The following is a 17,663-nucleotide window of genomic DNA, read 5'->3' on the forward strand; positions in this document are numbered from 1 at the left end:
TCTAATCAAGACCTGTTGATTTCAGTAGGCGAATTGGGTTAATATCCGCCCCTCAAGATTTTTGTGGGGCGGTTGATTATCTCTACTGCCTTTTTGGAGAAAGTGAATGGCTCGTATTGCCGGTGTAAACATTCCGGATAACAAGCATGCTGTTATCTCCCTCACTTACATCTTTGGTATCGGTCGCCACACTGCTAAGAATATCTTAGCTGCAGTTGGTATTACTGAAACTACTAAGATCCGTGAGTTGGACGATGCTCAGCTTGATGCGATTCGTGCAGAAGTTGCTAAGGTTCCTACCGAAGGTGACTTACGTCGCGAAATTTCCATGAACATTAAACGTTTAATGGATTTGGGTTGCTACCGCGGCCTTCGCCATCGTCGCAGCTTGCCTGTCCGTGGTCAACGCACCAAAACTAACGCACGTACCCGTAAAGGTCCGCGCAAACCGATTAAAAAGTAAGATTTCTGGAAGCTAAAAGATGGCTAAAGATACTCGCACACGCAAGAAGGTCACTCGTACCGTCTCTGAAGGTGTTGCACACATTCACGCGTCTTTTAATAACACCATTGTTACGATTACTGATCGTCAAGGTAATGCATTGGCTTGGGCCACCTCAGGTGGACAAGGCTTCCGTGGTTCACGTAAATCAACTCCGTTTGCTGCTCAGGTAGCTGCTGAAGTTGCTGGTAAAGCAGCTTTAGATTACGGTTTGAAAAATCTGGACGTCCTTGTAAAAGGTCCTGGTCCAGGTCGTGAGTCTGCGGTTCGTGCATTAGGCGCAGTGGGTTATAAGATTAACAGCATTACCGATGTGACTCCAATTCCTCACAACGGTTGCCGTCCACCTAAAAAACGTCGCGTGTAAGGAGAAACATTCATGGCTCGTTATATTGGTCCAAAATGCAAACTCTCTCGCCGCGAAGGGACAGACCTGCAACTTAAATCTGGCGTTAAACCGTTTGACGTCAAAACTAAAAAAGCTAACAAAGCACCTGGTCAACATGGTCAGGCACGCGGTGGTAAGCAATCTGAGTATTCACTACAATTACGTGAAAAACAAAAAGTCCGTCGTATTTACGGTGTGTTAGAACGTCAATTTAGTAACTACTATAAAGAAGCAGCTCGTGTTAAAGGCGCAACAGGTGAGAACTTGTTGAAATTGCTTGAAAGCCGTCTTGATAACGTTGTTTATCGCATGGGTTTTGGTTCTACACGTGCAGAAGCTCGTCAGTTAGTAAGTCACCGTAGCATTACTTTGAATGGTCGTCGTGTAAACATCGCATCTATTCAAGTTAAAGCTGGTGATGTAATTGCGGTTCACGAAGGTGCTAAACAACAATTGCGTATTAAAAACGCGATTGAGTTAGCTGCACAACGTGGTATTCCAGCTTGGATCGAAGTTGATCATACTAAGCTTGAAGGTACGTTTAAAGCTGCACCAGATCGTTCTGATTTACCTGCTGAAATCAACGAAAGCTTGATTGTAGAATTGTATTCTAAATAATCCTTGAGGTAGCAATAATGACGCGTACTGCAAACGAGTTTCTAACTCCGCAAGCGATCAAGGTCGAAGCGGTAAGCGGGACCTCGGCAAAAGTGATTCTAGAACCTTTAGAGCGTGGTTTTGGCCATACTCTAGGTAATGCTTTACGTCGCATTCTATTGTCTTCTTTACCTGGCGCTGCTGTGGTTGAAGTAGAGATAGAAGGTGTCGAGCACGAGTACAGTACTTTAGAAGGCTTGCAGCAGGACATCGTCGAGCTCTTGCTGAACCTAAAAGGATTGTCTATTAAGCTGTTCGATCAAAATGAAGCATATTTAACATTAGAAAAACAAGGTCCTGGCGATATTACTGCTGCTGACCTTCGTTTACCTCATAATGTTGAAGTGGTTAACCCAGAACATTTAATCGGTACTTTAAGTGCTTCAGGCTCATTAAAAATGCGCTTGAAAGTTGCTCAAGGTCGTGGTTATGAAACATCTGATTCTCGTTTCCCTGAAGGTGAAACACGTCCGGTTGGCCGTTTGCAATTAGATGCTTCTTATAGCCCAATTAAACGTGTCTCTTACACCGTTGAAAATGCGCGTGTAGAACAACGTACCGATTTAGATAAACTGGTAATCGACCTTGAAACAAATGGAACGGTTGATCCTGAAGAAGCTATCCGTAAAGCGGCAACAATCTTGCAACAACAAATTGCAATTTTTGTTGATCTTCAGAAAGACCAAACTCCAGTTGCTCAAGAGCCTCGTGAAGAAGTTGACCCAATCTTGCTTCGCCCAGTAGATGATCTAGAGCTTACTGTTCGTTCTGCTAACTGTTTGAAAGCAGAAAATATTTACTACATTGGTGATCTTGTTCAACGTACTGAAGTTGAGTTGTTAAAAACTCCTAATCTTGGTAAAAAATCGTTAACAGAGATCAAAGATGTTTTGGCGTCGAAAGGCTTACAACTCGGTATGCGTCTTGAAAACTGGCCACCAGCTAGTCTTCGTATGGACGACCGTTTTGCCTATCGTAGCCGTTAATTAAGTAGGACTATCACCATGCGTCATCGTAATAGTGGTGTGAAATTAGGCCGTACAAGCAGCCATCGTAAAGCGATGTTCCAAAACTTGGCTAATTCTTTATTTGAACACGAGTTGATCAAAACAACTGTGCCTAAAGCTAAAGAATTACGTCGTGTTGCTGAGCCTTTAATCACTCTAGCAAAAAACGATACTGTAGCAAATCGTCGTTTAGCATTTGCTCGTACTCGTAATGCTGCAACTGTTGGTAAATTATTTACCGTACTCGGCCCTCGTTACAAAGAACGTAACGGCGGTTATCTACGTGTTCTTAAAGCGGGCTTCCGTGCTGGTGATGCAGCACCGATGGCTTACGTTGAGCTTGTAGATCGTGAAGTAAACACTTCAGCTGAATAATTGATTTTATTCAAAAAAGACCGGTTTTATACCGGTCTTTTTTATTTCTAGTCACAAAAAAATTATAAAAAATGTCCTCAAGTGACATAAAAAAGTAGATAAACGGTCAAACTTGACATTGTGTATTGTCAAAATTGTGTTTTAATAAACTTATATTCTCAACAATGGGTATAAAAATAAAATGGAAAAGCAAGTTGATATTTTAATCATTGGTGCAGGTATTTCAGGAATCGGAATCGCTGCCCATTTGTCAAAAAATTCACCACAACGACAATTCGAGATTTTAGAACGTCGTGAGTCTTTTGGCGGAACATGGGATCTTTTCCGTTATCCTGGTATCCGTTCAGATTCAGATATGTCTACCTTTGGTTTTAATTTTAAACCTTGGCGTAAAGCGAATGTATTAGCTGATGGGGCTTCTATTAAAGGGTATTTAGGAGAAGTAATTGATGAATATAAATTAAAAGAAAAAATTCATTTTGGTCATCGTGTACTTTCTGCTAATTATGATTCTGCCTCAAAAAAATGGCAGGTTGTAGTAGAAGATAGCAATAAAAAACAGCAGACTTGGATTGCCAACTTTGTTGTAGGGTGTACAGGTTACTATAATTATGATCAGGGTTATGCGCCTTCTTTTCCAAATCAAGAAGCATTTAAAGGGCAACTCATTCACCCACAGCATTGGCCTGAAAACTTAGATTACACAGGTAAGAAGGTGGTTATTATCGGCAGTGGTGCAACAGCGATTACTTTAGTACCAGCAATGGCTAAAGGTGGGGCTGGTCATGTGACCATGTTGCAACGTTCACCAACGTATATTGCTAGCGTTCCTTCTATCGATTTCATCTATGAAAAAACGCGTAAATTTATGTCTGAAGAGGCAGCTTATAAATTTACCCGTGCTCGCAACATTGGTATGCAGCGCGCTATTTATGCGTTGTCTCAGAAACATCCTAAAACTGTACGTCGCTTACTTTTAAAAGCAATTGAAGTGCAGCTTAAAGGTAAGGTTGATATGAAGCATTTTACGCCTTCATACAACCCTTGGGATCAGCGTTTATGTGTAGTGCCAGATGGGGACTTATTTAAAATTTTACGTGAAGGCAAAGCAAGTGTAGAAACTGATCAGATCGAGAAATTTACTGAAAAAGGTATTTTACTTAAATCTGGCAAGCATCTTGATGCTGATATCGTTGTTTCTGCAACAGGACTACAAGTTCAGATTATGGGTGGAGTTCAGGCGACTCTTGATGGGAAGCCAATCAACTCATCTGAACATATGCTTTATAACGGTATAATGCTAAGTGATGTGCCGAATATGGCTATGATTATTGGCTATGTGAATGCCTCATGGACACTCAAAGTAGATATCGCTGCCGAATATATTTGTCGCTTATTAAACTATATGGACAAAAATAGTTATGATGAAGTGATTCCATCGGGTGATAAGACTGTGATGGAAGAAGATACTGTAATGGGTAAATTATCTTCAGGTTATATTAACCGTGCAGCACATGAACTTCCTAAACAAGGTAAGCGTGCTCCATGGCAGGTGACTAATAACTATTTAGAAGATAGAAAGTCTTTGAAAAATGCAAAATTTGAAGATGGCATTCTTCATTTTCATAAGCGTTCTGAAGCAAATGAGCGTAAACCAAAATTAGTATCTTAATTCGTATGAAATAAGAAAAGGGGCGTAATGCCCCTTTTTTTATGAAGGTATTAAAGTGTTCTTGAAATTAATTCTTTCATGATTTCATTTGTACCCGCATAAATTCGATTTGCTCGATGATCAATGTATGCACGTGCAATTGGATATTCAAGCATATAACCATAACCACCATGCAATTGAAGACATTCATCTACAATTTTCGAGAACATATCAGAAATTTTATATTTAGCAGCTGCGGCAGCTTCTACACTCAACTTTTCTTCAAGTTGTAATTCCATACAACGATCCAGATAAGTGCGGCAGAAATCTATTTCTGTTCTGAGTTCAGCAAGTTTAAAACGCGTATTTTGAAATGCGCCAATAGGTTTACCAAATGCTTTTCGATCTTTTGTATATTGGACGGTATGTGCAAATGCTGCTTCAGCACCTGCCTGACAAATAATAGCAACTAACATTCGTTCCCATGCTAATTCTTTCATAAGCATGATAAAGCCCATACCTTCCATTCCTAAAAGGTTTTCTTTAGGGACGCGCACGTTGTCAAAGAATAATTCGCAGGTATCCTGTCCTTTCATTCCAATTTTGTTTAGAGGTTTACCTTTACTAAAACCAGCACGATCTGCTTCTACAATAATTAAGGATAAGTTCGCCGAACCTTTATCACTATTGCCAGTCTTACAAACGACTACGGCCATATCGCATAAGTAGCCATTTGTAATAAAAATTTTAGAGCCATTAATGACATATTCATCACCATCAAGTACGGCGGTGGTTCTTACCGCTTGTAAATCTGAACCAGTGCCTGGTTCCGTCATTGCAATAGCAGTAACAACTTCTCCAGTTGCCATTTTGGGTAACCATTTTTGTTTTTGCTCTTCATTACCAAAATTATTGACGTAATTAGCAACAATATCAGAATGTAGAGAAAAACCAGTACTTGAGTCCATTGCATACGCTTGTTCTTCGATAAGAATCATACTGTATAGACGATCTACTCCAGAACCACCATACTGCTCTGGCATTGTGGTGCAAAGAAGACCTAGTTCTCCAGCTTTATTCCAAAGATCTCGGTCAACATGTTGCTGTTTTTCATATTTCTCTATATTGGGAACAACTTCCTTTTCATAGAATTTACGCACTGTCTCACGGAAGGCTTCGTGTTCTTCATTGAATAATTGTCTTGGTAACATATTTGGAATAGGACGGATGGCACCAGATTGCATTTGTATTTCTTCCTTGGTTCAGGTGTGATGTTATGTCCTAAACATACGTAAGCATTTCATGCCTCACAATGTGATGAATGCTCAATTATGCGGACAAGATGATAAATTTGGTCAATTTGATATTTTTAGCGATCTTTAGGATGTGATCAGGTAAACTAGGCGCACTATCAACACAGATGGGGACGTAAATGTCTGACGAAATGACCTTGGAAGAACGTAAAGTAATTTATCGAGCACGCCGTGGCTTAAAAGAAATTGACGTCTATTTTGACCCGTATGTAAAAAACTATTATTTAAAAGCTGATCCGGCAGAAAAAGCATTATTTGCAGAGTTAGTTGAGCAAGAAGATCCAGATTTATTAGATTGGTTCATGGAAGTTTCTGAGCCTCCACGTACAGAATTACGTGAATTTATTTATAAACTAAAACAGTATGTGCATGGCTAAACTGTTTTGATAAAAGAATTAAATTTTGAGCTGAAATATAGCCGTGTCTCGGTAATATTTCAGCTTTTTGTTGGTTTGGGTTTAGCAATTCTGCTTTATCAGTTATTAACACCGATATGGTGGCTATGTGCTGTCGTTCTTCTATTTATTGGTTTTATTTTTTTTCTAAAGCAAGCACAAATATCTCAAATTGAATATTTAGATCAAAGATTATGGTCGGTTGCATATTTTTCGAAAAAAGAAATTTACCGTGCGGAAATTACTAAAATAATTGATTATCAGTTATTTGTGGTTATTTACCTTGAAGAAACTCCTACGAACATAGCTATTGTTTGGTTCGACCAGCTTCCTATTCAGCAGTGGAAAATATTAAAAGTTTTAGAGAAGCTCTATTAATTGTTAGACAATTTTACAATTGTATATTTATTTAAAAATTATAAAAAACAAAAACTTAATAATTTTTTTCTTTATTAAACCTCGGATTGTCTAATTAAAATATAGAAAAAAGCCAAGGAAATATGATTGTCTGACAATTTCGCCTATGGGTATCTATTTGATCGGTTAAAGTACAAACACCAACGTAAAGTGTGTCGGAGGTCTCAAAATGGAGATGCCAACATGGTCGTTCTTGGTCATTGCCATAATTCTGGCAGTGGTAATAGGAAGAGCAGGAACTTTACTCAGGGAACATCTTAACAAAGTTAATTTTAACAGAGTTAAGAGACAGAGGATGCAAGGTCGTCGATCAGTCAATTATTAAAATTGGTTAGTCGATTAATTTCATCAAGTGTCCAGTTTATAACTGGGTGCGATTGTAGTAAGGAGGTCTCTCATGGAGATTTCAATGTGGATGTTTCTGTTAATTGCAGTCGTTATGGCTGTAGTAGTAGGAAGAGCAGGAACTTTACTTAAGGATTATATAGAACAAAAATAATATAAGCCGTTAAAAGCTTATCCCAGTTAATAAGTAGCATGTGCTGAACCGTCGCAATGCTACTTTTTTTTGCCCAAAATTTCTGTTTCCTCGAAAAACTGTCAATTTTATCTGCTGTGAAGTGTGTCAAAGTATAAGCGCTACAATTAGAGTAATTACTCTTTTATTCAAGATATGCATCTGCTAATGTACATCTGAAAAGGAAAAAACAAATTATATAGAGGACAGGAAGATGTCTAAAGTCCAAAAAATAAGCCAAGGTTTGGCGGTGAGTTTTCTTGCAGCTTCAGTTTTATCAGGTTGTTCATACGTCGTGAAAACCGGAGCAAATGTTGCTCTAGGTTTTACGGAAAAGCACGTCGTTCCGCCTATTTTAGCAATGCAAGATGCTGAAATGGTATGTAATACTGGTAGCGCGTTAACACCTGCAATCATGTCTACTAAAGGGATGGGTGCAGATCCGACACGTGTTGCAGTATTAATGTATGCAGCATCAGGTGTATGTGCGGAAAATCAAGCTTTAGAACAAGAACTGCGTTATTTACGTGCTTCAAAAGCAGGGCAGGTAACAGAAGCCCAAGATGCACGTATTGCACAGAAGCGTTGGGCGGCAATTGCAGCTGAACGTCAGTATACAGGCTATAAGTTATTTGCTGATCGTTGGGAATCTAAATATAAATATCACTTAGGTGACTCTTGCCCAACGATGCGTAATGATACTGATCAAACCGTTTATTTACTTGGCATGATCAGTGGTCTTCAGGCTGTGACCAACGATATTAACTCAGGCGGCGCAGTCAATGTTCCTAAAGATATTGCTGCTATTGTAGAGCGTGGCATGGTTTGTCTTGATAATGAAAAATTCTGGGGCGCACCTAATGCAACGCGTGCTGTTATCTGGACTTTATTGCCAGGTGCTGATGAAGGGAAACCTGATCCATACCAAACTTTAAAACAGTCAATTCAGATTGGTGAGAAAAAAGGTGTTCGCCTATCTCATGCCTTATATGCTGTAGCTGCTCAAGCAAGCGGTGATGATGCAAAAATCCGTGATGCATTAAGATCTTATGCGGCGTCTCAAGCTGATGACAAACCTGTCAATCCGAACTTTAAGTTAATCGATAGTATGGCTGGCCTTATTGTACGGGGTATCTCTGATCGTTACTGGACCGAGCATACTGGTGTACGTACCGGAGATGATGGTATGTCTCATTTCTGGGATGATAAGAATGAAGGTGCAGCAGAGTTAGATGAATTGTTTGATGGCGGAGCTGCTTCTGAAGTCCCTGCGGATTCATCTGCTCCACTGGCAGCGCAGTAAAAATATTTGAAAGGCTAACTTCTTGCGAGTCTATTGTTAAGTTCTACAATAATCGTAAGAAGTTTAATTTCAAGGAGTGTGCCATGAAGGATCATGTACTGAATAGTAAAGTGCTTTTGGTCGCAGTGTGCATTTCCATATCTGCATGTCTACAGGTGTTTCCTGATAGCTTTATTTATTGGCGCGAAAGTTTACTTGGTGAGTTCTGGCGTTTGTGGACTGCTCATTGGGTACATGTTGGATGGGTTCATTTCCTTTTAAATATGATGGCATTCGCTTGTTTACCCTTTATCTTTCCACATACAAAAGCATGGCATCTTCTAAGTCTACTTTTACTATTGCCACCCTTTATTAGTTTGGTGTTCTACTTTTATTTACCTTATATCGAAGCTTATGCAGGCCTGTCTGGTGTCTTACATGGGCTATATACAGCGGTTGCTTTAGTTTATCTGCAATATCGTAAAGAGCGTAATTTTGCTGTGTTGGTTCTAGGTTTAATCGTAGCCAAACTCATATGGGAAAATACATTCGGACAAACAGGAACTGCCCAGTTAATAGGGAGTCCTGTTTTAACTGAGGCTCATTTATATGGAGCGATAGGTGGAGCAATTTTTGGGGGATGCTATTGGCTTATGCAGAGATTAAAAAAGAAACATTGACAATACAAACTGTTAAAAAAGTGATTTTAGTCATTCTTTATTAATAAAGTTTGATGCAAATTTGATCGTTGAATAAAGGGATTGGTAGAAGGGGGATGGATTTAACCCCTGACCAAGAAAAATTGCATGACTCAATTCTTTAAATTTTAGGGACTTGAGAGAACAAAATTGGAATATTTATGCAAGAACATCAAGAAAAAAGATCTGGATTAGGTCTGCTGGGTTATATCTGGAACGAATGGATCTCAACATTCGTCATCCTCATTCTGCTATTAATGACGCTAATTATTGGTACCGGGGAAATGATCCACGGACAATTATTACGTATCGGGGAACGTCTTTATGGCGACCCTGCTACAGGTATGCAATATTCTTTTTTGCGTGCTGAGCCTGAAAAGCCAACTTGTGATCGACATCCAAATATCGAGGCTCAAGTAAAAGAACAAATGAAAGCGAATGCGTCTGATGATTTCGCGAGTTTCTTTGGTGCAGCATCGGAAAGTGATGTCCGTGCATCACTACTCGCAGCGCAGCAACAATGTGATGAAAAATATCAGGCATATGATAAAACTATTAAATATATCGAAGCTAACCCTGGGGTACGTACTTATCGTGCTATCGAGACTGGTTTCTTTGGTATTTTTAAATTCGGTACAGAAAACCGTGCCATTTTACTGGTCTTTATGGTTCTGATTTCTGCGATTACTGCATCGTTGAAATATCACCATATTGGCTTGCGTAATCCGGCAACAAAAATAGATTACAAAGTGTATTCCTTGTTTATGTTGATTGGTAATGCGCTGCTTAGTACCTCTGTCATTAGTCAGTATCGTTCAGTCATAAATTCTGGGGTAACACCTACCTATGAAACAGTAACGATTTACTGGATCTGGATGATTCTATTTGTTGTTCTGACTTTAATTAGTTTGTATCAATTATTTGTTTCACCTCCACCAAAGCGTGAAGGCGGGAATATAGGCTTAGCCTTATTATCAGTGCCTTTATACGCTTACATGGCCCTAATTACAGGCATCGTATTTACGTTCTTTATGGATTACCCAATGGGGCAAGGGATTTACCTTGGTTTATTGGTTGAGTTCTCAGGTATCTTCTTAAACCTTGCCTTGTTTATTTGGGCAGGTATGCTTTTAACTCAAACACGCGTTATGGACTTGTTCCTTAATGTGCTTCGTCCATGGAACTTGGCACCAGAAACCTTAACTTGGTTAATTCTAATTGCTGCTGCTGTACCAACAGCTTATACAGGTGCATCAGGTATTTTCGTTATCGCAGCCGGTGCAATTATTTATAAAGAAGTCTGGAATGCGGGTGCTCGCCGTCAATATGCTTTGGCTGTGTCTGCAATGTCAGGTTCTTTAGGGGTAGTTGTACGTCCATGTCTATTAGTCGTTTTAATTGCAATGCTTGATAGCCGTCATGTTACGTCGGATGAGCTATTTGGGCATGGTATTTATGTATTTTGGTTAACTGCATTTATTTTCTTGGGTGTTTCACTACTCTTGGCTGAAGAAAAATTCCGTGTGAATTCACCAAAAGTTGCGATTCCGGGCATGATGCGTGCCTTTGTACCTGTAATTCCATATATTTTGATCACTGCTGTTGTTCTTGCGATCTATAAATATGCACTAGATACAGGAATGAACGAATTTACTGCACCAGTAATTTTGCCATTAGTCCTCATCGCAATGATCCTATATGACAAATTGGTCGCTACCAAAGAAGCTCCTGCAATTAATATTCATGAGGCGATTGTTCGTGAGCACGAACAAAAATCACCATTTCTTCGTGCGCATGATCCACATAGTTCTCAATTCCGTCTTGGTTTTGGTGGAGCACTTCGTTTTGCGACCTCAGAAACTGTAGGTCATATTGGTGCTCTAATTATCTTGATGGCATTGTCTGCAAGTGTAGGTGGTTTAATTGAACGCTCTGAAGTGGTTGAATTATTGCCGACCCATTTAGGCAGTATTTACATTTCACTTGCATGTATTGCGCTATTGCTTGCAATTATTGGTATGTGTACAGATCCATTTGGTGCTGTAATTTTAGTTGCTGCAACTATTGCGCCTGTGGCATACGAAAATGGTATTCATCCAATTCATTTCTGGATGATTGTATTGGTTGCATTCGAATTTGGTTATGTAACACCACCAGTTGCCTTGAACCATCTCTTAACAAGATTATCTGTCGGAGATGATGAGGTGAATGCTGCTGATGCTGAAGCGAAAGAGAAATATACAAGCTTCTACTTCCGTTATGAGCGCTGGTTGCTACCAATTATTGTCTTGTTCTCATCATTGGTATTAGTGACTTATGTGCCATATGTATTTAAGTTATTTGGTTGGTATCATTAACTTAAATTAAAGTATTGGTTATACAAAAAAGCCTTCCTAAACGGAGGGCTTTTTTAATACGTAGATTGAGTAAATTTAGAAAAAGATAATTAGTACTATTTTTAAATCCGAACAAAAAAGCTAAAGATGGAGAGTTTTAGCTTTTTCAAAAGCCCATTAAAAAACTATTGCTGTTTAAGCTGAGCTTCCAGCAATTTAACTTGTTCTTCCTTGAGTTTAGTTAATTGATCCGCATCTGCATGCTGAGCTTTTAAGGTTGCTTCCTGATCTTTTAGCTGCCGATGAATATCTTCAAATTTAGATACTTCTTCTTTGGCTAAAGACTCTTGGGCAGGGACAGGCTCTTTAAGCACATTTTCACTAACAAGTTGCTGAGAGCTTGCATTTTCAGCTAAAGGTTCAGAACTTGGTAATGGCTCAGCCGATTTCGGTTTAGCAGGAGCAGGAGTCGAGACAGGTTGTGGATCAACCAGTGGTGCTGACGACTCGGTTTTTTTAAAAAACCATTGCGCTGCAAAAAAAAGCACTACGAGAATGCTTAAGCCCCCAATTAAAATCCATAATAATTTTGAGTTTTGTTTTCTTTGTAGTGGCATGTTTAAGACCTTTAGTCGGGACGACGTGGCTTGAACTGTATTACCCCAATTTCATCCGGTTCAGCAGGCGTTTCAGGCTCATCAACATGAGTGGGACGATTTTCACTATAACCGCATTCGATACATTCAATCCATTCGTCTTCTGCGGTGGTTAGCATGACAATCCGATCCATGGCTTCACATTTTGGACATTTTGCCCCAGCAATGAAACGTTTTTTCATCTTTATCACCCTAACCACACGATCAATTTAGGCCCATAGTTTAAGCGGTTTTGTTGTCATTCGTCCAACCTTGATGACGTAACAACGCGTCAATTTTAGGCTCGCGCCCACGGAAATTTACAAATGCCTCAAGCGCAGTGTCTTTTCCACCCACAGCTAAAATTGCCTGACGGAATTCTTTACCTGTTTGAGTGTTAAAAATGCCTTCATTTTCAAAACGATCAAATGCATCACTCGCTAAGACTTCTGCCCATTTGTAAGAGTAATAACCTGCGGCATAACCGCCAGCAAAAATATGACTGAAGCTATGCTGGAAACGGTTGTAGTCGACAGTAGGAACGACTGCATACTGCTTACGAATATCGTTTAGGGTTTGCTGAATTTGCTCACTGTTCAGAGCAGGCGTTTTGGTGTGAATGGTTAAGTCAAACAATGCAAATTCAAGCTGACGTAAAGTTTGCATACCAGATTGGAAGAATCGAGCATTTAATAAAGCATCTAGTAATTCTTGTGGCAAAGTCTGTTTACTATCGATGTGTTCACTTAATACATCTAGACTTTCTTTATCCCATGACCAGAATTCCATAAACTGACTTGGTAGTTCTACTGCATCCCAAGCAACACCATGAGTCCCTGCAACCGAGATATTATCTACTTCGGTCAACATATGATGTAAACCATGTCCGAACTCATGGAACAAAGTAATGACTTCGTCATGAGTCAATAAAGCAGGCTGATCACCTACAGGAGGAGTGAAATTACACACCATATAGCAAATTGGTTTTTGTAAACCATGAAGTGTTTGCATGCGCGAGCGGAAGCCATTCATCCATGCGCCACCACGTTTGCCTGTACGTGCATAAATATCAAAGAAGAATCCACCAATCACTTGGCCTTGGTCTTCTAATTCAAAATAACGTGCATCAGGATGCCAGACAGGTGCTTGTCTTTCGATAATATTAATGCCGTATAGGCGCTGCACAATCTGGAATAATCCCTGAATAACTTTAGGGGCAGGGAAATAAGGTTTTAAAGCTTCTTGAGATAAGTTGAATTGTTGCTGTTTAAGCTTTTCAGAATAGTAAGTTGTATCCCAAGGTTTAAGCTCATCAACACCATCTTGTTTAGCAATTTCTTGAAGTTCTGCAACTTCTTGAAGCGCAGGAGCACGCGCATGTTCTGCTAGATCAACCAAAAACTCATGAACTGTTTTTACGTCTGGCGCCATTTTGCTTGCCAGAGAATATTCAGCATAGTTATTGAAACCAAGTAGTTTCGCCATTTCCTGACGAAGACTCAAAATTTCTTCCATAATTTTGCTGTTATCAAACTCAGTTTGTTCAGACTGATCAGATGCACGAGTTACATACGCTCTATAAAGCTCTTCTCGCAATGCACGGTCATCTGCATAAGTCATGATCGCAAAATATGCTGGGAAATCGAGGGTTGCTACAGCTTGGTCAAGTTCACGTTGTTTGCCGTACTGTTTTAACAACTCAATATTACTTTCTGGAAGACCTTTTAGCTGATCTTCGGTAAGTGGTTTAAAGTAAGCTTGTGTTGCATCAAGTACGTGGTTTGAAAAATCAGAAGAAAGCTGTGAAAGACGCGCAGAAATCTCTGCATAACGTTTTTTCTCTTCACCCTCTAAAGCTACACCTGAAAGTTTAAAGTCACGTAAAGCTAGACGGATAGCACTTTGTTGGGCTGGGCTAAGCGATGTATAGCCTTGACCATCATGGATGTGTTGATAGGTTTGATAAAGCGCCGTGTGTTGACCAAGCTGAGTGTAATATTCACTTAATGCTGGTAATAAAGATTGATAGACTTCTCTCGTTTCTGCATTGCTCATTACCGCGTTTAAATGCGATAAAACGCCCCATGATTCACTCAGATTATTTTCAAGTGTATCGACTTGCTCAAGTACAGCAAGTTGCTGAGCTGCATCTGTAGGTGCAGCTGTAAGAGTATTTAAAAATTCCTGACCTGCTTGAATTGCTTGCTGGATGTCTTGTTTTAAATTTTCTAATTCAATTTGGTCAAAACGCGGAGTTGGTAAAGTCGCTTGCTGTAAAGTCATTGCTAATAGCCACATTATTTTTTAAACATGGTATTAGATGTAGGTCCTCTCAAGTCGGAAATCAAGCTTAATGTGTAAAATAACCCTTTTAAAAAGAAATAAGCCTCCTATTGGAGACTTATTTCTGAAGCGTGATAATTATTTACTCACTATTCAGCCTTTGATTTTGCATTCGACTTTTTCTTTTTAGGCTTAGATTTTTTCTTCACCTTTTCTGATTTAGTCTCGGCTTTTGCTGAGGTTTTTTTACCAGATTTTTTGGTGTAAGAACTTGGCTTACTTTTTTCTTTCTTTTTATGAACAGGTCTTTCACCATCACTGCTGACGGTTGGTTTGCTAAAGACCTCTTCGTTAGCCTGAGCAGTTGTTTTAGTCGTACGCGGCGCACGGCTACGAACTACTCGACCCGCATGGGTAATTTGCTTAATGAGCTGGAAGTCAATTTTACGTTCTTCCAGATTAACACCAGCAACCTGAATTTTAACTTCATCACCTAATCCAAAGACTTGACCACGATTTTGACCTACTAGATTTTGACTCGCTTGGTCATAAATAAAGAAGTCATCGCCAAGTTGGCTAATATGAATCATGCCATCGACATATAAATCTTTCAGTGTCACGAATAAACCAAATTCGGTTACCGCACTCACAATACCTATAAACTCATCTCCTAAATGCTGTTGCATGTAGTGGCACTTCAACCAAGTCGTTACGCTACGAGATGCTTCATCAGCACGGCGTTCTGTTTGAGAGAAATGTTCACCTGCATCATCTAGTGCAGCACCAGAGAGTGGATAAGGCTTTTGTTTCAAGTGAGCTTTAATGGCACGGTGTAATAATAGGTCTGGGTAACGACGAATTGGCGAAGTGAAATGCGTATAAGCTTCATAAGCCAAACCATAGTGCCCTGCATTTTTTGCGCCATAATAAGCTTGCATCATTGAGCGTAATAAGACGGCATGAATACTAGGAGCATCAATACGATCTTTAGTTGCTTCAATTACTCTTTGATAGTCTGCTTGAGTTGGTTGGTCAGGGAAGGGTAGACCCAGTAATTTAACAAAGTCTTTTACTTTCTGAATGCGTGAGAACTCTGGAGCTTCATGCACGCGATACAACATTGGAACATCATGTTCTAATGCATATTCAGCCGCAGCAACGTTAGCAAGTAACATGCACTCTTCAATAAGTTTATGTGCTTCATTACGTGTACGTGGCAAAATTTCTTTAATCCCGCCTAGCTCATCAAAAGTCATGTAAGTTTCAATGGTTTCAAATTCCATTGCATGACGATCAGCACGTAAATTTTTCAAAATCTGATAAAGCTGGAAAAGCGTATTTAAAGATTTATGAACATCACGATCTTTTGGAATCGCATCTGTTGCGCCGTCAAAATATTGTGCCACCTGTGTATAGGTCAAACGCGCTTTTGAATGCATTACTGATGGATAAAAATCGTAACCAGTTACGCGGCCTGTACGAGAGAGTTTTAAATCACAGACCATACATAAACGGTCTACATGAGGGTTTAGAGAGCATAAGCCATTTGACAATGCCTCTGGTAGCATCGGTAATACAAAGTGCGGGAAGTATACCGAAGTACCACGTTCCTCAGCTTCTTCATTGAGGGCTGAGTCTAAGCGGACATAATGGCTAACATCAGCAATTGCGACAACTACACGATAACCGCCACCTGGACGTTTTTCTGCATAAACCGCATCATCAAAATCTCGAGCATCTTCACCATCGATCGTAACTAATGCTAAATCTCGTAAATCAATGCGGCCTTCACGATCTTGAGCAGATGGTTCTTTAAAACTTTCAGCTTCTTTTATAACTTCATCTGGAAATTCGTAAGGTAAGCCAAACTCAAGAATAGTCTGCGGAATAATAATTTCTGTATCAGCTTTGTCGGCCATAGATTGAATAATATGCGCCGTCGCAAATTTTTCACGAGTCGGATAACTATCTATTGCGACACGTAGCATATCGCCAACATTTGCTTCAGCATGCGTTACCAGTTCTTTTTCTAAAGGAATAGGCTGGTGCTGATTTGGATTATTGGGTTGAATAAAATATTCGCCATCGTGAACTGACAATTTACCAATTAATTGTTTAACGCGATGCTGTAAAACTTCTGTGATAAAACCCCAAGCTTTACCTTTACGGTCAACCGAAGTCTGGCGCACTCTAACTCGGTCACCATTAAATACTAAACGTAATTCGCGTTCAGGAAGTAAAAGATCAGTTTGACCATCAATATGTGCCGTACCTAAACCTTTACTATTAATATAAACAGTTGCTTCATAGGTCGGTTGATCTGCCACCAACTGAAATTTAAAACCGTCTTTCATGATTTGACCGTCACGAACCATAGCACTTAAGCGATGACTGAGTGCTTCAATACTTTTTTGGTCATGAATATTAAAATGATCGACAAGTTCTGCATGAGATTGCGGTGTCTGCAATTGTTCCAATGTATCTAAAATAAGAGTACGGCTTGGAATAGGATTGTCATAACGTTCAGCTTCAGCTTTCGCTTCGGGGTCAGCCCAGTTTTTTGTCATGTCGTTTGGTTTCACGCTTGGCAGATAAGTTTAGCATAAGTCATGCAGACCCGAACTGCACGTTTAGGTTTGCAATAATGTGTTATGCACTACAGTGTTTTGATGAAGAAATAATATCTATCTTAACAAGCGTTTGATCGAAAAAGACGAAAATAATGAGAAAATTGCTTAAAAAATAATTCATTGAACTAAAAAACAAGAAAATTTCACTATGATGACTTGAACAATAGGGTTTTAGTTTGTATTATGGCGGCTCGTTCCGGTGAGGTGGATGAGTGGCTGAAATCACTTCCCTGCTAAGGAAGCATACCTATTACTGGTATCGAGGGTTCGAATCCCTCTCTCACCGCCATTTACTTAATGCGCTCATAGCTCAGCTGGATAGAGCACTTGGCTACGAACTAAGGGGTCGGGAGTTCGAATCTCTCTGAGCGCACCAAGTAAAATAGAACGAATCGCTGAAAGGCACACAAGTTACGCGCTCATAGCTCAGCTGGATAGAGCACTTGGCTACGAACTAAGGGGTCGGGAGTTCGAATCTCTCTGAGCGCACCAACTTGAAGAATTAACCGCTTTTATAGCGGTTTTTTTGTGCCTGTTTTTTAGTACTTTAAAAAATCTAAATTTATAACTTTTTAAT

16 protein-coding genes and 3 tRNA genes are annotated in these 17,663 nt (G+C 39.7%); 14 read left to right on the top strand and 5 right to left on the bottom strand.

Annotation, left to right across the window (positions count from 1 at the left end; genetic code table 11):
- Window positions 1–106: 106 nt before the first annotated feature.
- The 6 genes from rpsM (at window position 107) to hapE (ending at window position 4,601) form a co-directional block, all read left to right on the top strand.
- Entirely contained in the window at window positions 107–463 is a 357-nt protein-coding gene (gene rpsM / locus SOI76_RS02295; RefSeq protein ID WP_000090815.1) for a 30S ribosomal protein S13, read from the top strand.
- 19 nt (window positions 464–482) lie between these two features.
- Window positions 483–869 (top strand): 30S ribosomal protein S11, encoded by a 387-nt coding sequence (gene rpsK / locus SOI76_RS02300; RefSeq protein WP_001040166.1) that lies wholly within the window; start codon window positions 483–485, stop codon window positions 867–869.
- A gap of 12 nt (window positions 870–881) precedes the next feature.
- A complete protein-coding gene (gene rpsD / locus SOI76_RS02305) occupies window positions 882–1,508 on the top strand; it encodes a 30S ribosomal protein S4 (protein ID WP_104079807.1) in 627 nt (208 codons plus the stop codon).
- A gap of 17 nt (window positions 1,509–1,525) precedes the next feature.
- Window positions 1,526–2,533 (top strand): DNA-directed RNA polymerase subunit alpha, encoded by a 1,008-nt coding sequence (rpoA, locus tag SOI76_RS02310; RefSeq protein WP_002116730.1) that lies wholly within the window; start codon window positions 1,526–1,528, stop codon window positions 2,531–2,533.
- 18 nt (window positions 2,534–2,551) lie between these two features.
- Window positions 2,552–2,929, top strand: coding sequence for a 50S ribosomal protein L17 (gene rplQ / locus SOI76_RS02315; RefSeq protein ID WP_002049717.1), 378 nt, complete (start codon window positions 2,552–2,554; stop codon window positions 2,927–2,929).
- A 181-nt stretch (window positions 2,930–3,110) separates the two neighbouring features.
- Window positions 3,111–4,601 carry a flavin-containing monooxygenase gene (hapE, locus tag SOI76_RS02320; protein ID WP_104079808.1) on the top strand — a complete coding sequence of 497 codons (1,491 nt, stop codon included), beginning with the start codon at window positions 3,111–3,113 and terminating at the stop codon, window positions 4,599–4,601.
- Between the two features lie 50 nt (window positions 4,602–4,651).
- Here hapE and SOI76_RS02325 read toward each other — a convergent pair whose 3' ends face one another.
- Window positions 4,652–5,824, bottom strand: coding sequence for an acyl-CoA dehydrogenase family protein (locus SOI76_RS02325; protein WP_016143559.1), 1,173 nt, complete (start codon window positions 5,822–5,824; stop codon window positions 4,652–4,654).
- 188 nt (window positions 5,825–6,012) lie between these two features.
- On the opposite strand from SOI76_RS02325, the gene SOI76_RS02330 reads away from it, so the two are divergent.
- The 5 genes from SOI76_RS02330 to SOI76_RS02350 all read left to right on the top strand — a co-directional run bounded on the left by SOI76_RS02330 (window position 6,013) and on the right by SOI76_RS02350 (window position 11,559).
- Window positions 6,013–6,270 (top strand): succinate dehydrogenase assembly factor 2, encoded by a 258-nt coding sequence (locus SOI76_RS02330; protein ID WP_016142980.1) that lies wholly within the window; start codon window positions 6,013–6,015, stop codon window positions 6,268–6,270.
- 6 nt (window positions 6,271–6,276) lie between these two features.
- On the top strand, window positions 6,277–6,666 hold the full coding sequence (locus tag SOI76_RS02335; RefSeq protein WP_104079809.1) for a hypothetical protein: 390 nt from the start codon (window positions 6,277–6,279) through the stop codon (window positions 6,664–6,666).
- A 770-nt stretch (window positions 6,667–7,436) separates the two neighbouring features.
- Entirely contained in the window at window positions 7,437–8,525 is a 1,089-nt protein-coding gene (locus SOI76_RS02340; RefSeq protein WP_104079810.1) for a hypothetical protein, read from the top strand.
- Between the two features lie 83 nt (window positions 8,526–8,608).
- A complete protein-coding gene (rrtA, locus tag SOI76_RS02345) occupies window positions 8,609–9,184 on the top strand; it encodes a rhombosortase (protein ID WP_104079811.1) in 576 nt (191 codons plus the stop codon).
- Between the two features lie 179 nt (window positions 9,185–9,363).
- A complete protein-coding gene (locus tag SOI76_RS02350; protein WP_104079812.1) occupies window positions 9,364–11,559 on the top strand; it encodes a TRAP transporter large permease subunit in 2,196 nt (731 codons plus the stop codon).
- 164 nt (window positions 11,560–11,723) lie between these two features.
- On the opposite strand, the gene SOI76_RS02355 is transcribed toward SOI76_RS02350, so the two are convergent.
- The 4 genes from SOI76_RS02355 to rnr form a co-directional block, all read right to left on the bottom strand.
- On the bottom strand, window positions 11,724–12,155 hold the full coding sequence (locus SOI76_RS02355; RefSeq protein WP_104079813.1) for a hypothetical protein: 432 nt from the start codon (window positions 12,153–12,155) through the stop codon (window positions 11,724–11,726).
- An 11-nt stretch (window positions 12,156–12,166) separates the two neighbouring features.
- The gene (locus SOI76_RS02360) at window positions 12,167–12,376 is read right to left on the bottom strand and encodes a YheV family putative zinc ribbon protein (protein ID WP_032004797.1); all 210 of its coding nucleotides are present in this window, start codon (window positions 12,374–12,376) and stop codon (window positions 12,167–12,169) included.
- Window positions 12,377–12,416: 40 nt separating this feature from the next.
- The gene (prlC, locus tag SOI76_RS02365; RefSeq protein ID WP_104079814.1) at window positions 12,417–14,471 is read right to left on the bottom strand and encodes a M3 family metallopeptidase; all 2,055 of its coding nucleotides are present in this window, start codon (window positions 14,469–14,471) and stop codon (window positions 12,417–12,419) included.
- A 134-nt stretch (window positions 14,472–14,605) separates the two neighbouring features.
- A complete protein-coding gene (rnr, locus tag SOI76_RS02370) occupies window positions 14,606–17,023 on the bottom strand; it encodes a ribonuclease R (RefSeq protein ID WP_205668421.1) in 2,418 nt (805 codons plus the stop codon).
- Between the two features lie 261 nt (window positions 17,024–17,284).
- On the opposite strand from rnr, the gene SOI76_RS02375 reads away from it, so the two are divergent.
- The 3 genes from SOI76_RS02375 (at window position 17,285) to SOI76_RS02385 (ending at window position 17,578) form a co-directional block, all read left to right on the top strand.
- A tRNA-Ser gene (locus tag SOI76_RS02375) sits at window positions 17,285–17,375 on the top strand.
- A gap of 10 nt (window positions 17,376–17,385) precedes the next feature.
- Window positions 17,386–17,462 (top strand) — tRNA-Arg (locus SOI76_RS02380).
- 39 nt (window positions 17,463–17,501) lie between these two features.
- Window positions 17,502–17,578 (top strand) — tRNA-Arg (locus SOI76_RS02385).
- The last annotated feature ends 85 nt before the right edge of the window (window positions 17,579–17,663 follow it).

It is taken from the genome of Acinetobacter pittii, from assembly GCF_034064985.1.
In the GTDB taxonomy this organism is placed as follows: Bacteria; Pseudomonadota; Gammaproteobacteria; order Pseudomonadales; family Moraxellaceae; genus Acinetobacter; species Acinetobacter pittii_H.

What these genes read in the sequence shown, in the direction of transcription:
- rpsK (WP_001040166.1), top strand. Translation starts at nt 483, where the DNA reads ATGGCTAAAGATACTCGCACACGCAAGAAGGTCACTCGTACCGTCTCT.
- SOI76_RS02340 (WP_104079810.1), top strand. Translation starts at nt 7,437, where the DNA reads ATGTCTAAAGTCCAAAAAATAAGCCAAGGTTTGGCGGTGAGTTTTCTT.
- SOI76_RS02355 (WP_104079813.1), bottom strand. Translation starts at nt 12,155, where the DNA reads ATGCCACTACAAAGAAAACAAAACTCAAAATTATTATGGATTTTAATT.
- rnr (WP_205668421.1), bottom strand. Translation starts at nt 17,023, where the DNA reads ATGACAAAAAACTGGGCTGACCCCGAAGCGAAAGCTGAAGCTGAACGT.
- prlC (WP_104079814.1), bottom strand. Translation starts at nt 14,471, where the DNA reads ATGTGGCTATTAGCAATGACTTTACAGCAAGCGACTTTACCAACTCCG.
- SOI76_RS02350 (WP_104079812.1), top strand. Translation starts at nt 9,364, where the DNA reads ATGCAAGAACATCAAGAAAAAAGATCTGGATTAGGTCTGCTGGGTTAT.
- rplQ (WP_002049717.1), top strand. Translation starts at nt 2,552, where the DNA reads ATGCGTCATCGTAATAGTGGTGTGAAATTAGGCCGTACAAGCAGCCAT.
- rpsD (WP_104079807.1), top strand. Translation starts at nt 882, where the DNA reads ATGGCTCGTTATATTGGTCCAAAATGCAAACTCTCTCGCCGCGAAGGG.
- rrtA (WP_104079811.1), top strand. Translation starts at nt 8,609, where the DNA reads ATGAAGGATCATGTACTGAATAGTAAAGTGCTTTTGGTCGCAGTGTGC.
- SOI76_RS02325 (WP_016143559.1), bottom strand. Translation starts at nt 5,824, where the DNA reads ATGCAATCTGGTGCCATCCGTCCTATTCCAAATATGTTACCAAGACAA.
- hapE (WP_104079808.1), top strand. Translation starts at nt 3,111, where the DNA reads ATGGAAAAGCAAGTTGATATTTTAATCATTGGTGCAGGTATTTCAGGA.
- rpsM (WP_000090815.1), top strand. Translation starts at nt 107, where the DNA reads ATGGCTCGTATTGCCGGTGTAAACATTCCGGATAACAAGCATGCTGTT.
- rpoA (WP_002116730.1), top strand. Translation starts at nt 1,526, where the DNA reads ATGACGCGTACTGCAAACGAGTTTCTAACTCCGCAAGCGATCAAGGTC.
- SOI76_RS02330 (WP_016142980.1), top strand. Translation starts at nt 6,013, where the DNA reads ATGTCTGACGAAATGACCTTGGAAGAACGTAAAGTAATTTATCGAGCA.
- SOI76_RS02360 (WP_032004797.1), bottom strand. Translation starts at nt 12,376, where the DNA reads ATGAAAAAACGTTTCATTGCTGGGGCAAAATGTCCAAAATGTGAAGCC.